Origin of the sequence: Flavobacterium sp. WC2416 (genome assembly GCF_041200095.1) — a bacterium.
GTDB lineage: Bacteria > Bacteroidota > Bacteroidia > Flavobacteriales > Flavobacteriaceae > Flavobacterium.
The window spans coordinates 2328417-2344646 of record NZ_CP165626.1 but is presented as its reverse complement, the minus strand read 5'-3'; the positions used below and the strand labels follow the sequence as shown (position 1 = coordinate 2344646).

Here is a 16230-nt window from a genome sequence, read left to right as displayed (position 1 = left end):
ATGAAAAACTATATAATCCTTTACCTATCATTAATAAGTATTTTTTCTTTCAACGGTTATTCACAAAAAGTGGAATTAAAAGCCGCAGATAAAAAATATGAAAACTTTGCCTACATAGATGCTATAAAAACATATGAAAGAGTAGCTGAAAAAGGATACAAATCTATTGATATGTTTCAAAAGTTAGGAAATGCTTATTACTTTAATGGAGAACTAAGTAATGCTGCTAAATGGTATACCGAACTATTTGCGATGACATCTGATTTAGAACCAAAATATTATTACCGCTATTCTCAATCATTAAGATCAATTGGTGAGAATGATAAAGCAAATGAAATTTTAGAAAAATTTAATCAGATTTCAGGGAATGATTCAAGAGGTAAGTTATTTGTAAAAAACGAAAATTATCTTGACGCTATTAAGGCAAATTCAGGAAGATATAAAGTGGAAGATGCTGGAATAAATTCTCAATATTCAGATTACGGTACAACAAAATATCTAGATAAAATTATTTTCACTTCGGCAAGAGATACTGGAAGTATAAGTAAACGTAAACATACTTGGACTAATCAATATTTTACAAATCTGTATGCTACAGATGTTGATAAAGACATGAACCCTGGAATTCCAAGTAAATTTGATGAAAATGTAAATTCAAAATTTAATGAATCCACTCCTGCATTTACTAAAGATGGAAAAACGATGTATTTCACTAGAAATAATTTTCTAGATGGAAAAAAAGGAAAAGATGGTAAACAAATTACACTCATAAAAATATATAAAGCGGTATTAGATAATAACAAATGGTCCAATATAACCGAATTACCATTTAATAGTGATAGTTACAGTACTGCACACCCTGCATTAAGCCCAGATGAAAAAACGTTATATTTTGCTTCTGATATGCCAGGAACGATTGGTCAGTCTGATTTATTTAAAGTAGAAATTAATGAAGATGGAACTTATTCTACTCCAGAAAACTTAGGAAAAACAATAAACACTGAGGGCCGTGAAACCTTTCCTTTTATAAATGATGAAAATGAAATTTATTTTGCATCAGACGGTCATCCAGGATTAGGAGGATTAGATATTTTTGTTTCAAAAATAAATTTAGATGGCTCATTTACTGAAGTACAAAATGTAGGGTCAGATGTAAACTCTTCAAAGGATGATTTTGCTTATTGGATTGATACTAATTCAAGAAAAGGTTACTTTTCTTCAAATAGAGATGGAGGTCTAGGATATGACGATATTTATAAGTTCTTAGAATTAAGAAAATTAGCATGTACCCAAGAATTATATGGAAAAATTACTGATTTAGTAACTTCTGAAGCCCTTCCTAATTCAAAAGTCAGTTTATTTGACAATCAATTTAATCTAATTAGCGAAGTTATTTCTGATGAAAAAGGGGACTATTTATTTTCTGTTGATTGTGATAAAACCTATAATGTAAGAGCACAAAAAGAAGAATATGCAACTAATGAGTTGAAAATTAAAATTTCTAATGAAAACGGTAGAACAAACTTACCAATCCCTTTAGAAAAAGCAGAATGTAAAGTAACTATAGGTGATGATTTAGGAAAATGTTTTGGCATAAAAATGATTTATTTTGACTTAGATAAATCCAATATTAGAGTTGAGGCAGCTTTAGATTTAGAAAAAATTCTAGATGTACTTAGACAAAACCCTACAATGAAATTAGACATTCGTTCCCATACTGATAGTAGACAAACTTTTAAATATAACGAAGCCTTATCAGATAGGAGAGCAAAATCTACTATAAATTGGTTAATAAAAAATGGAATTGATTCTAGTAGACTTACTGGTAAAGGATATGGAGAAACTCAATTGGTAAACAAATGTTCCGATGGAGTAAAATGTACCGAAGAAGAACACCAAATGAATAGACGTAGTGAATTCATTATTACTGCATTATAATACACGAAAAAAAAATAAAACCGAACCTCGAAAGTTATAGCTTCGAGGTTTTTTCGTTTTATACCAAGCAATAATTTAATTCTTACCATTATTTAAATTTTAACCCAAAATGCATTGAATTGAAAGAATTATAATGTAAAAAAAATGTTAATTACTTGAAATATAAATACTTATATTACTAAAACTAACCTAAAAAATTAAATATTATCAATTAATTTTTTGATAGATTTACATCAAAAAACACATTTCAACGACTAATTAGGTTTTTTACGGAAAAAATTAAACAATACCACAAATTATTTATAACTTTAATTATAAATAAAAAGGTTTTCATTTTTAATAAGTAAAAATGAGAAAGGTAAACTGTCATGAAGGATTTTTTAACCCCAAAAAAGAAATTCCTTTAGATTTAAATTAATGCAAAATGCATTTGAACTTGAAGTTTTGAATTATTGTTGATTCAAAAAGTGAACTTTAAAATATTAAACATTATTCTATTAAAACTTTTAATTAAATAATAATCCTTTTAAAAAATTCTTAATCCCCAATAAGAAATTTTTTATTTTAAAAATTTGAATTTATCTCAATTTTTAAAAATTTATTTTACTTAGGTTTTAAAATTTAAAAAAAATTGAAATATCTTAAAAATACCACCTTATACAATTTACTCTTTTTTAAAAATAGTAAATTAATTTAATGATTAAAATACTTGAAAAAGTAGAAATCAATTAATTAGTAATACTTAAAACTGAGCATCAATTGATAATTTATCATAAGTAAAACTCAATTTTTATAATTCCTATCGTTTTTATACAAAAAGCATAATACCCACTTTCGTTAATTTATTCAAAATAGTCATTTTTAATAAATATAAACTTTGAATACGCAATAATTCATAAAAAAATATGAGTTTCAATATTTAAAATACTCACACTTTCTAACGATTTAAAACAAATCAATATGAAAACTAACTTTACACTTTCGACAAAATTATTTATCATTATTTTATTAAGTTTATTTGCATCAATTACAAATATTTATGCTCAAGACACATTTGATGGTGACTATTGCCCAGCTCCTAACACTCCTGGAGATGAGTATGCAACTGGAATCTTTTTTAGCCAACAATTATCGGTTAATGCATCCTCAACTTGTCAAATTGGAACTATTCACGCAAAAGTTAATACTATAACTCAAGTATTAAGATTAGGAATGAATATTGGTAATGGTGGAGCTGCACTTTTTCGAATGTATTTAGATACAGATAACAATCCTATTACAGGGTTAACATCAGACACTTTTGGTGGAGCATTATCTGTAGCTGGTGCCGAGTATATTATTGAAATAAATTCCAATGCTTCTACATTTAATATATATTCTGGCAATGGAAGTACATTAACTCCCCTTTTAGTTAATAATGGCCTTGCTGCTAAAAATGGGAGTGCAGTGGGTTGTAGTGCTGGTGGTGGTGAATTTTTAGAATTTAATATTCCATTTGGAAGTATTGGTATTAATATCTGTGATCCATTAAATCCCGGTTTTATTAAAATTACTAAATTAGCTTCTGTTAGCGGGAACTCTCCTTCTTCAAGTAGATGTATTAACACTGCTCTTACATTTGGTATACCATTGAAAGGTTCCGTTGAACCAAGTTCAACTGTTTGTTCAGGAATAAATAGTAGTCTTTTAAATGTTACAGGGATTACTGGTAGTTCTACTATTACTAAATGGCAATCATCAGTTAGTCCTTTTACTACTTGGACTGACATAGCAAATACATCATTAACCTATACTGCAACTAATTTAACTGCAACAACAAAATTTAGAGCACTTTTTTCTAATACAGGCTTATGTGCTGGAAATGATATCACTACAAGTGAAGCTACAATAACGGTTAATCCTTCTCCTAACGCACCAACCGCAAGCAATCAAACTGTTTGTTCCAATGGATCACCGACTCAAACTTTAACCGCAACAGCAACTGGAGGGACCATCACTTGGTATGATGCGGCAACTGCTGGAAATGTCGTAGCAACGCCTACTCAGGTAGGTGTAGGAACTAAAACCTATTATGCACAAGCTTCTAACGGAACTTGTCCTAGTTTAACCCGCACTCCAGTTGTATTAACTATTAATACTATACCAAGTGCACCATCTGCAAGTAATCAAACGGTATGTACAAATGGATCACCAACTCAAACATTAACCGCTACTGCAACGGGTGGAACCATCACCTGGTATGATGCTGCTACTGGTGGTAATGTAGTCGCCTCTCCTACTCAAGTAGGTGTGGGATCTAAAACCTATTATGCAGAAGCTTCTAATGGAACATGTTCTAGTTTGACTCGTACTATTGTTATTTTAACTATTAATCCTGCACCAAATGCACCATCCGCAAGTAACCAGACTGTATGTACCAATGGATCTCCAACTCAAACGCTAACTGCTACAGCAACTGGGGGAACTATTACTTGGTACGATGCAGCTACTACTGGAAATGTGGTCGCCTCTCCTACTCAAGTGGGTGTGGGAACTAAAACCTATTATGCAGAAGCTTCAGACGGAACTTGTTCTAGTTTGACTCGCACTGCTGTTGTTTTAACTATTAATGTAGCACCTAACTCGCCAGCTGCAAGCAATCAAACGGTATGTACCAATGGATCTCCATCTCAAACTTTAACTGCTACAGCAACTGGTGGAACTATTACCTGGTATGATGCAGCTACTGCCGGAAATGTAGTTGCCTCTCCTACTCAAGTAGGTGTGGGAACTAAAACCTATTACGCAGAATCTTCTAATGGGACTTGTTCCAGTTTGACTCGTACTGCTGTTATTTTAACTATTAATCCTGCACCAAATGCACCAATTGCAAGCAATCAAACCGTTTGTACCAATGGATCTCCTACACAAACTTTAACTGCTACAGCAACTGGTGGAACTATTACTTGGTACGATGCAGCTACCGCTGGTAATATTATAACTACTCCAACACAAGTGGGTGTAGGAACTAAAACCTATTACGCCGAAGCTTCAAACGGAACTTGTTCTAGTCTAACTCGAACTCTGGTCATATTAACTATTAATCCCGCACCAAGTGCACCAGTTGCAAGCAACCAAACCGTTTGTACCAATGGATCACCAACACAAACTTTAACTGCTACAGCTACAGGTGGAACTATCACTTGGTATGATGCAGCTACTGCTGGAAATATAGTGTCCTCTCCTACTCAAATAGGTGTAGGTACTACAACCTATTACGCAGAATCTTCTAATGGGACTTGTTCCAGTTTGACTCGAACTGCTGTTATTTTGACTATTAATCCTGCACCTAGTACTCCAATTGCAAGCAATCAAACCGTTTGTACCAATGGATCTCCAACTCAAACATTAACTGCCACAGCTACAGGTGGAACTATAACTTGGTATGATGCAGCAACTGCTGGAAATAGTATAACTACTCCAACTCAAGTAGGTGTAGGAACGAAAACTTATTATGCCGAAGCTTCTAACGGAACTTGTTCTAGCCTAACTCGTACTCAGGTCATATTAACTATTAATCCTGCACCAAATGCACCAGTTGCAAGCAACCAAACTGTTTGTACAAATGGATCTCCAACTCAAACTTTGACTGCTACAGCAACTGGTGGAACTATAACTTGGTATGATGCAGCTACAGCTGGAAATATAGTACCCTCACCTACTCAAATAGGTGTAGGAACAAAAACTTATTACGCCGAAGCTTCAAATGGTACCTGCTCCAGTTTGACTCGTACTGCGGTTATATTAACTATTAATCCTGCACCAAATGCACCAGAAGCGAGCAATCAAACCGTTTGTACCAATGGATCTCCCACTCAAACTTTAACTGCTACAGCAACTGGAGGAACTATTACTTGGTATGATGCAGCGACTGCTGGAAATATAATGGCCTCTCCTACTCAGGTTGGTGTAGGTACAAGTACATATTATGCACAGGCTTCAAACGGTACTTGTTCTAGTTTGACTCGTACTACCGTTATTTTAACTATTAATTCTGCACCAAATGCACCTATTTCCAGCAACCAAACCGTTTGTACCAATGGATCACCAACTCAAACTTTAACCGCTACAGCAACTGGGGGAATTATCACTTGGTATGATGCGGCAACAGCTGGAAATATTGTAGCCTCTCCTACTCAAATAGGTATAGGAACTAAAACCTATTACGCGCAAGCGTCAAATGGTACTTGTTCTAGTTTGACTCGTACCCCTGTTATATTAACTATTAATCCTGCGCCAAATGCGCCAGTTGCAAGTAACCAAACTGTTTGTACCAATGGATCTCTAACACAAACTTTAACTGCTACAGCAACTGGTGGAACTGTAACTTGGTATGATGCAGCTACTGCTGGAAATGTAGTACCTTCTCCTACTCAAGTGGGTATAGGAACTACAACCTATTACGCCGAAGCTTCAAATGGAACTTGTTCTAGCCTAACTCGTACTCCCGTTGTATTAACAATCAACCCTGCGCCAAATGCCCCAGTTGCAAGTAACCAAACTGTTTGTACCAATGGATCTCTAACACAAACTTTAACTGCTACAGCATCTGGAGGAACTATTACTTGGTATGATGCAGTTACTGCTGGAAATGTAGTACCTTCTCCTATTCAAGTGGGTATAGGTACAAGTACATATTATGCCGAAGCTTCAAATGGTACTTGTTCTAGTTTGACTCGTACTGCTGTTATTTTAACAATTAATGATGGGTCAATTCCACCATCCGCAACTAATCAAACTATTTGTACTAATGGCTCTCCAACTCAGACATTAACAGCTACAGCATCTGGAGGAATTATAACTTGGTATGACGCAGCCACTGCTGGTAATGTTGTTAACTCTCCTACTCAGGTCGGTGTAGGTACAAGTACATATTATGCACAGGCTTCAAACGGTACGTGTTCTAGTTTAACTCGCACTGCAGTTGTATTAACTATTAATCCTGCACCAAATGCACCAGTTGCAAGCAATCAAACCGTTTGTACCAATGGCTCACAAACTCAAACTTTGACAGCTACAGCCACTGGAGGAACTATAACTTGGTATGATGCAGCTACTGCTGGAAATAGTATAACTACTCCAACTCAAGTAGGTGTAGGAACGAAAACTTATTATGCCGAAGCATCAAATGGTACCTGTTCTAGTTTAACTCGTACCCCTGTTATATTAACTATTAATCCTGCACCAACCGCTCCAGTTGCAAGTAATCAAACAGTTTGTACTAATGGATCTCCAACTCAAACTTTAACCGCTACAGCTACAGGCGGAACTATCACTTGGTATGATGCAGCAACTGCTGGAAATATAGTAGCCTCTCCTACTCAAATAGGTGTAGGAACGATAACTTATTACGCAGAAGCTTCAAATGGAACTTGTTCCAGTTTGACTCGTACTCTGGTTGTATTAACAATTAATGCTGCGCCTAGTGCTCCTATTGCAAGTAATCAAACGATTTGTACCAATGGTTCAACAACTCAAACTTTGACAGCTACGGCAACTGGTGGAACTATTACTTGGTATGATGCAGCAACCGCTGGAAATGTGGTAACAACTCCTACCCAAGTAGGTATAGGAACAATAACTTATTATGCAGAAGCTTCTAACGGAACTTGCTCAAGTTTGACTCGTACTCCCGTTGTATTAACAATTAATGCTGCACCTAATGCACCAGTTGCAAACAATCAAACAGTTTGTAGCGATGGTTCACAAACTCAAACTTTAACTGCTACAGCTACTGGAGGTACCATTACTTGGTACGATGCAGCCATTGCAGGAAATGTGGTGACAACTCCTACTCAAATAGGTTTAGGAACAGTAACTTATTATGCAGAAGCTTCTAACGGAACTTGTTCTAGCTTGACTCGTACTGCCGTTGTATTGACTATAAACTCTTGTTCAATCGCTTTAGTGAAAACAAATGATATTACAGTTGGTCCTAATGGATGCGCTGATTTAAAAGTTGGTGATGTTGTAACTTATACTTTTACCGTCACTAATCTTGGTAATTCAAGTTTACATGATGTAGTTGTTATTGACGCTCATATAGGTTTATCAACTATTACACTACAAAGTGGTGATAGTAATAATAATAGTATATTAGAAGTTAGTGAGAATTGGATTTATGAAGCAACATATACCGTAACGCAGATTGATATTGATAATGGGAGTATTACTAATCAAGCTACAGTTAATGCAACTGCATCTGATTCTACATTGGTATCTGATCCATCCGGGAATTCAACAACTAATGATGAGCCAAATGTCATTCCTATTTGTACAACAGCTAAAATTGCCTTAGTAAAAACAAATGATATTGAAGTTGGCCCTAATGGATGTGCTGATTTAAAAGTTGGTGATGTGGTAACTTATACTTTTAGCGTAGTTAATCTTGGTAATGTAAGTTTACATGACATAGTAGTTCTTGACAATCATGCCGGTTTATCAACAATTGCGCTACAAAGTGGTGATAGTAATAATAACAGTATTTTAGAAGTTACAGAAAATTGGATTTATAAAGCAACTTATACCGTTACTCAAACCGATATCGATACTGGTAGTATTACTAATCAAGCTTTTGTTAATGGTACTACACCTAAAGAAACAGAAGTAACTGACCAATCTGGGAATTCAACAACTAATGATGAACCAAATGTCATTCCTATTTGCACAACTGCTAAAATTGTCATTGTAAAATCCAACAATATTGAAGTTGGACCTAATGGATGTGCCGATTTAAAAGTTGGTGATGTTGTAACTTATACTTTTACCGTGACTAATCTTGGTAATGTAAGTTTACATGATGTGGCTGTTCTTGACCCTCATATTGATCTATCAACAATTGTATTGCAAAGTGGTGATAGCAATAGTAACAGTATTTTAGAAGTTAATGAAAATTGGATTTATACAGCTACCTATACTGTTGATCAAAGCGATATCGATACTGGTATTATAACTAATCAAGCTTCCGTTAATGGTACTGCACCTAATGCCACAGTAGTAATGGACCAATCTGGTGATTCTACTACTAATGATGAACCAAATGTAATTCCTATTTGTACTACAGCTAAAATTGCAATAGTAAAAAGTAATGATGTTGAAGTGGGACCAAATGGATGTGCTACTCTAAAAGTTGGTGATGTGGTTACTTATACCTTTAGCGTGACAAATTTTGGTAATGTAAGTTTACATGATATAGGCGTTATTGATTTGCATTCAGGCATATCAGCTATTGTTTTGCAAAGTGGTGATAGTAATAATAACAATATATTAGAAGTTACTGAGAATTGGATTTATAAAGCAACTTATACTGTAACCCAAACTGATATTGATACGGGTAGTATCACTAATCAGGCTTCTGTAAACGGTACTGCACCTAATGCAACAATAATAACTGACCAATCTGGTGATTTAGCTACTAATGATGAACCAAATGTAATTCCAATTTGTTCTACAAATAGTATTGCTTTAGTCAAAACTGCAGTTATAGGAGGCGCTGGTGCTGTTGGTGATGTTATTACTTATACATTCGCAGTTACAAATACTGGTAATGCAACGATAACAAATATTATTATCACGGATATTACAGAACCATTAATTGGATTAACATTTACAAATAGTATAATAAGTGCACTTGCACCTGGAGTTACTAATAGTACAATAACTGGAACGTATATTATTACACAAGCTGATATTAATTTAGGACATGTAACTAATTCCGCTTTAGCTGTGGGTCAAGATCCTAAAGGAAATGATGTGAGGGATATCTCTGGGACAACTATAGAGAATGATACTCCAACCATTACAACTTTAATTCAAAATCCTAGTTTAACAGTTATAAAAACGTCAAATACTGAATTTTATAGTTCGGTTGGTGATATAATCAATTATACTATTCAAGTAAAAAACACTGGAAATGTAACACTTCATCAAATAACTGTCACAGATCCACTAACTAGTTTGGATACAATTATTGAATTATTAGGTCCTGGTGAAACTCAAGAATTTAATCAAAATTATACAGTAACACAAAATGACAGAGAAACTGGATCAGTTACCAATGTAGCTAATGCAACTGGTTTCACTCCAAATGAGTCTTCAATAAGTGCGTCAGATACTGTAGTTGTGGAGGCTGCAATAGTCTTAGGTTGTGGAAGTATCACTGTTCATAATGCGTTTTCTCCTAATGGTGATGGTATAAATGAACTCTTTATCATCGATAATATTGATGATACTCTTTGTTATCCTGATAATACGGTAGAAATCTATAATCGTTGGGGAATCTTAGTTTTTGAAACAAGAAATTATGACAATGTGAATAGAGTCTTTAAAGGTTTTTCAGAAGGTCGTACAACAATTAGCCAGTCATCAGGATTACCTACAGGAACTTATTATTACATCCTGAGCTACTCTTCTATTGATGGTAATGGTGGTGTTCAAGTCAATAAAAAAGATGGGTATCTATACCTTACCAGATAAATATAACTCAAATATATAACTCCTGAGGGCTAGCATCCCTCAGGTATAAAACACTAAATCAAATGAAGACATTAGTACTATTATTCGCTTTGCTGTTTACTGGAGTTGTAAGTTTTGCACAACAAGATGCACAATTTACTCAATATATGTATAACACAATCAACATTAATCCTGCTTATGCTGGATCAAGGGGTGCTCTGAGTATTTTTGGTTTACATCGGGCACAATGGGTAGGGCTTGATGGTGCACCAGTTACAAATGCAATATCTATAAATACACCTATAAATAATAGTAAGTTAGGTTTAGGTATATCTATAATTAATGATAAAATTGGACCTACACATGAAAACACAATTTCTGCTGATTTATCGTATACCATTCCAACAACTGAATCAGTAAAACTCTCTTTTGGTATAAAAGCTACCGCAAATTTATTTGATCTAGATGTATCTCGTTTAAACCCTGTAGATGATGACCCTAGCTTGCACGATTATAATAATAAATTTTCTCCAAATATTGGTGCCGGTATTTATCTCCATTCTGATAGAGCCTATTTGGGGCTATCGGTTCCTAATTTCATAGAAACCAATCGTTATGATGATAATGAAGTTGCTATATTCAAAGAGCAAATTAATTATTACTTGATAGGTGGATATGTATTCGATCTAACTAGTGATCTAAAATTTAAACCTGCATTTATGACTAAAATGGTAAAAGGAGCTCCGTTACAAGTAGATTTATCAGGGAATTTTATGATAAATGAAAAGTTTGTTCTAGGTATAGCCTATAGATGGAGTGCAGCTTTAAGTGCTATGGCAGGATTTCAAGTATCCGAAGGTTTATATATAGGTTATGGATACGATTGGGAAACAACAAATTTAGACAATTATAATTCGGGCTCACATGAAGTATTCTTGAGATATGAGTTATTTAAAAACAATAAAAAAATGACAACTCCAAGATTTTTCTAAAAATCCAAAAAAATGAAAAAACAAATTAAATTCTATATCTTAATTATAAGTATTTTTTCATTCAATACTTATTCACAAAAGAAAATAATTGCAAATACGAAAATAATAAAAGTGGAATATGTATATGTAAATGTTATAAAAACATATGAAAGAGTTGCTCAAAAAGGTTATAAATCGATAGATCTATTTCAAAAACTAGGAAACTCTTATTATTCTAATAATGAGCTCGAAAAAGCAGCTAAATACTATGGCGAATTATTTATTATGACATCAGACTTAGAACCTGAATATTATTACCATTATGCTCAATCTTTAAATTTTATAGGACAAAATGATAAAGCGAATGAAATCTTAGATAAATTATGTCAAAAACCCGAAATGATGCTTGAATATAACAAACAAATGAAAGTTAATCAATGACCCTCTAAAGCCAATTATTATGAAAATTTATACCACTCTATATATAGTAATTGGAAGTGTGTTTTTATTTAACTGTTTAGCCCAAGCAAATAAAGCTAATGTAACAGATAAAATTATGGATACTACAAATACAAAAATGCAAAATAAGATAACTAAAAATGTAAAATTATATCATGTTGAGGAAAATATTAATATGAAATTTGGAGGTTATACAACTACTTATAATGTATCCGACTCGAGTTTAGTAAACAGCTATGATTTAGGACCGAACAATACTAGAGTTGTAACACCAAAATATGAAAAAAAGACAATTGAAATAACCCAACCTGAAAAAAAAATAACTGAAATTACTTATCCAAAAAATAAAGTAATTGAAACGACTAAGCCTGTTATTACTACTGATCCTATTATAAAACCAAAATCAACTGATAAACACAATGACTTTGCATACGTATATATGATAAAAACATATCAAAGGGTAGCGGATAAAGGGTACAAATCTATAGAAATATGTAGTAAACTAGGAAATGCTTATTACTATAATTCAGAAATGGAAAAGGCAGCACAGTGTTATAGTGATTTATTGACTTTAACATCTGATTTAGAACCTGAGTACTATTACCGTTACTCCCAGTCACTGAGGTCCATCGGCAAAAATGATAAAGCCAATGAGATGCTTGAAAAATTCAATGAATTATCTGAAAAAAACACCAGATAATAGTATTTAAAAATCGATCAAAAAAAGTTAACACCAAGATTACTCTAAAAACAATCATTATGAAAAATAGTATACTCCTTTTTATAACAATAGTAAGTGTTTTTTCATCTAACTGTTTTGCTCAGAAGGCAAGGGTTTCCTCAGCCGAAAAAAAATATGATAGCTATGCCTATATTGATGCTATAAAAACCTATAAAAGGGTTGCGGAAAAGGGATACAAGTCGGCTGATATGTTTCAGAAATTAGGAAACTCCTACTACTATAATGCCCAGTACGATGAGGCTGCAAAATGGTATGGAGAATTATTTGCCATGACTTCTGATGTTGAACCTGAATATTATTTTCGCTATTCACAGTCACTAAGATCCATCGGTGCAAACGACAAGGCCAATGAAATGTTTGAAAAATTCAATCAACTTTCTGCTAATGATACTCGAGGGCAGATTTTTAAAAACAACGAGAATTTTTTAGATAAAATAAAAGAAAATTCAGGAAGATTTAAAGTAGAAGATGCAGGTATCAATTCTCAATATTCTGATTATGGAACTGCTATTTATCTAAATAAAATTGTATTTGCTTCAGCTAGAGATACAGGAAGTTTAGGACATAGAAAACATTCATGGACCGATCAATTTTTTACCAACTTATATGCGTCAAACCTAGGAGATGATATGGCACCTGGTGGAGTTGAGAAATTCAATAAAAGCTTAAAATCCAGATTTCATGAGTCCACCCCTACATTTACAAAAGATGGAAAAACCATGTATTTTACAAGAAATAATTTTCTTGATGGAAAAAAAGGAAAAGATGGCAATAACATTACTTTAATTAAAATATACAAAGCAAATTTCGAGAATGATCAATGGACTAACATAACTGAACTGCCTTTCGATAGCAATAACTACAGTACAGCACATCCTGCATTAAGTCCTGACGAGAAAACATTATATTTTGCATCTGATATGCCTGGAACCTTAGGACAATCTGATTTATTTAAAGTAGCTATTAAAGAGGACGGAACCTTTGGAAATCCGGTAAATTTAGGTAGCACAATTAATACCGAAGGTAAAGAGACATTTCCTTTCTTTACTGATGAAAATGAGCTCTATTTCGCTTCAAATGGGCATCCAGGGCTAGGAGGTTTGGATGTGTTTGTATCTAAAATGAATGACGATGGTACTTTCAACGAAGTACAAAATGTTGGTGCTGATGTCAATTCCTCAAAAGATGATTTTGCATATTTAATTGATACTAAATCAAGAAGAGGCTTTTTTTCCTCTAATAGAGACGGAGGACAAGGATATGATGACATTTATAAATTTTTAGAAACAAGAAGATTAACTTGTGAACAATTATTATACGGCGAAATAACTGATATTTCTACTGGGGAAGTGCTCGAAAACACAACAATAACCATATTAGATGACAAGTTAAATACTATTGGTACAACTACATCTGACGAAAAAGGGAACTATTCGATACCAGTAGAATGTGGTAAAAGATATAGTGTAAGAGCTGCAAAAGAAGACTATACTACAAAAGAACAAATAATCACAATTCTTAAAGAAAATGGAAAAACACATCTCCCATTTGCATTAGAAAAAGCAACTTGCAAAGTGGCTGTTGGTGATGATTTAGGAAAATGTTTTGGTATAAAAATGATTTATTTCGATTTTGACAAATCCGACATTCGAATAGAAGCAGCGCTAGATTTAGAAAAAATATTAGATGTAATGGACCAATATCCAAAAATGAAATTAGATATCCGTTCACATACTGATAGTCGTGGATCATCCAAATACAACGAAGCTTTATCGGATCGAAGAGCAAAATCTACAATAAATTGGCTAATTAAAAATGGTGTCAATAAAAATCGATTAATTGGGAAAGGATATGGTGAAAACCAACTTGTTAATCAATGTTCAGATGGTGTAGATTGTACGGAAGAAGAACATCAACTTAATAGACGTAGTGAATTTATTGTCACTGAATTATAAAAAACTATAAACTTAAAAAAGAGTGTCTTTAATAGACACTCTTTTTTAATAAAAAAAACTAACTCGATTTAAATTTTTGCAAATATATTAGTGTAATATTTTTTTCCAGTTGTAGGGTTTTCTCTAATTGATATTCCAAAATGAGTAAAATTACCTTCAATATTATCTTTATGTGCTGGACTATTTAACCATGCAGTAACAGCGGCTTGTGGGCTATTATAATTATATGCAATATTTTCACCTACAGTTTTAGCACCTAATACCTTTATGATATTTTCTGAACGAGCTACAAAATCATCATGATTTACTACATTATTTGTTATCATGTATTTATCATGCTCTTCAGATTTATAAGAAATATGGTTGATTTTTTCTAAAGGATTTAAACCAACACTTACACGGTATTCGTTTATTAAATCCATTGCTTCAATTTCTGATGCGGTGTAAGTATAATTAACTACTACTTCTGATTTAGCTTCAACTGGATTAGCTTCAGAACTATTAGAAGAACAAGAGTTCAAAGTAAATATTACTGTTATTAACATTAATACGTGAAGTAAATTTCTTTTCATAATTTAGTAGTTTAAGTTTAAAGTAGATTGTGGGGCAAACTTCTTTAAGACAATTTTGTATGCGTTCTAATTCTTTTTCAAATATAGATACATTTACGTTAAACTACCAATTTTTATCGATGAACTACATCTTTTGTTTTTAATATTAATCTTTTTCCTACAATTAAATTATTTTAGTTAATAAAAACTAAAATAAACAGCAACATAATATACCAAAATTTATTAAAAAATTACGTTCTAAAAACTAAATATAGACATTAATAAAAATAAATAGAATTAATATTGAAGAAAATTAATGACTTTATAAACTCTTATAGAAAATCATTATATATGATTAAAATGAACTATAAACGTATTTTATGTCCTAGAATAATATAATCTATTTAAAAAGGAAAAGGAAAAGGAAACATTTAAAACACAAAGAAAGGTGCCTTTAACAAGACACCTTTCTTTAATGTAAAACAAAACTAACTTAAATTATATTTTTGCAAAAATATTAGTGTAATATTTTTTTCCAGTTGTAGGATTTTCTCTAATTGATATTCCAAAATGAGTAAAGTTTCCTTCTATATTTTCTTTATGCGAAGGACTATTTAACCAAGCAGTAACGGCGGCTTGTGGGCTATTATAATTATATGCAATATTTTCACCTACAGTTTTAGCACCTAATACTTTTATGATATTTTCTGAACGAGCTACAAAATCATCATGATTTACAACATTATTTGTTATCATGTATTTATCATGTTCCTCAGATTTATAAGAAATATGATTAATTTTTTCTAAAGGATTTAAACCAACACTTACACGGTATTCGTTTATTAAATCCATTGCTTCAATTTCTGATGCGGTGTAAGTATAATTAACTACTACTTCAGATTTAACTTCAACAGGAGTAGCTTCAGATGCATTAGAGGAACAAGAGTTCATTGTGAATATTACAGCTAATAACAATAATAGACTAAGTAGATTTCTTTTCATAATATAGTAGTTTAAGTTTAAAGTAGATTGTGGGGCAAACTTCTTTAAGATAATTTCGTATGTGTTCTAATTCTTTTCAAACTTACATACTTTTTAAGTTAAACTACCAATAATATCGA

8 protein-coding genes are annotated in these 16230 nt (G+C 32.7%); 6 read left to right on the top strand and 2 right to left on the bottom strand.

The features are described 5' to 3' along the window. The 6 genes from AB3G39_RS09950 to AB3G39_RS09925 all read left to right on the top strand — a co-directional run bounded on the left by AB3G39_RS09950 (position 1) and on the right by AB3G39_RS09925 (position 14558). The gene (locus AB3G39_RS09950; RefSeq protein ID WP_369765069.1) at positions 1-1938 is read left to right on the top strand and encodes an OmpA family protein; all 1938 of its coding nucleotides are present in this window, start codon (positions 1-3) and stop codon (positions 1936-1938) included. 960 nt (positions 1939-2898) lie between these two features. Further along, entirely contained in the window at positions 2899-10452 is a 7554-nt protein-coding gene (locus tag AB3G39_RS09945; RefSeq protein ID WP_369765068.1) for a gliding motility-associated C-terminal domain-containing protein, read from the top strand. A 62-nt stretch (positions 10453-10514) separates the two neighbouring features. Beyond that, positions 10515-11423 carry a type IX secretion system membrane protein PorP/SprF gene (locus AB3G39_RS09940; protein ID WP_367753234.1) on the top strand — a complete coding sequence of 303 codons (909 nt, stop codon included), beginning with the start codon at positions 10515-10517 and terminating at the stop codon, positions 11421-11423. A gap of 12 nt (positions 11424-11435) precedes the next feature. Next, entirely contained in the window at positions 11436-11843 is a 408-nt protein-coding gene (locus tag AB3G39_RS09935) for a flagellar motor protein MotB (RefSeq protein WP_367753236.1), read from the top strand. Positions 11844-11862: 19 nt separating this feature from the next. Next, positions 11863-12561, top strand: a complete 699-nt coding sequence (locus AB3G39_RS09930) for a tol-pal system YbgF family protein (RefSeq protein WP_367753238.1) — start codon at positions 11863-11865, stop codon at positions 12559-12561. A gap of 59 nt (positions 12562-12620) precedes the next feature. Next, on the top strand, positions 12621-14558 hold the full coding sequence (locus AB3G39_RS09925) for an OmpA family protein (protein WP_369753859.1): 1938 nt from the start codon (positions 12621-12623) through the stop codon (positions 14556-14558). Between the two features lie 68 nt (positions 14559-14626). On the opposite strand, the gene AB3G39_RS09920 is transcribed toward AB3G39_RS09925, so the two are convergent. Continuing rightward, positions 14627-15130 (bottom strand): CAP domain-containing protein, encoded by a 504-nt coding sequence (locus tag AB3G39_RS09920; RefSeq protein WP_367770080.1) that lies wholly within the window; start codon positions 15128-15130, stop codon positions 14627-14629. Positions 15131-15607: 477 nt separating this feature from the next. Continuing rightward, positions 15608-16111 carry a CAP domain-containing protein gene (locus tag AB3G39_RS09915; RefSeq protein WP_369753860.1) on the bottom strand — a complete coding sequence of 168 codons (504 nt, stop codon included), beginning with the start codon at positions 16109-16111 and terminating at the stop codon, positions 15608-15610. Positions 16112-16230 lie beyond the last annotated feature (119 nt).

Coding starts and splice junctions, on each gene's coding strand:
- AB3G39_RS09940 (WP_367753234.1), top strand. CDS start 10,515: ATGAAGACATTAGTACTATTATTCGCTTTGCTGTTTACTGGAGTTGTA.
- AB3G39_RS09920 (WP_367770080.1), bottom strand. CDS start 15,130: ATGAAAAGAAATTTACTTCACGTATTAATGTTAATAACAGTAATATTT.
- AB3G39_RS09925 (WP_369753859.1), top strand. CDS start 12,621: ATGAAAAATAGTATACTCCTTTTTATAACAATAGTAAGTGTTTTTTCA.
- AB3G39_RS09935 (WP_367753236.1), top strand. CDS start 11,436: ATGAAAAAACAAATTAAATTCTATATCTTAATTATAAGTATTTTTTCA.
- AB3G39_RS09915 (WP_369753860.1), bottom strand. CDS start 16,111: ATGAAAAGAAATCTACTTAGTCTATTATTGTTATTAGCTGTAATATTC.
- AB3G39_RS09930 (WP_367753238.1), top strand. CDS start 11,863: ATGAAAATTTATACCACTCTATATATAGTAATTGGAAGTGTGTTTTTA.
- AB3G39_RS09950 (WP_369765069.1), top strand. CDS start 1: ATGAAAAACTATATAATCCTTTACCTATCATTAATAAGTATTTTTTCT.
- AB3G39_RS09945 (WP_369765068.1), top strand. CDS start 2,899: ATGAAAACTAACTTTACACTTTCGACAAAATTATTTATCATTATTTTA.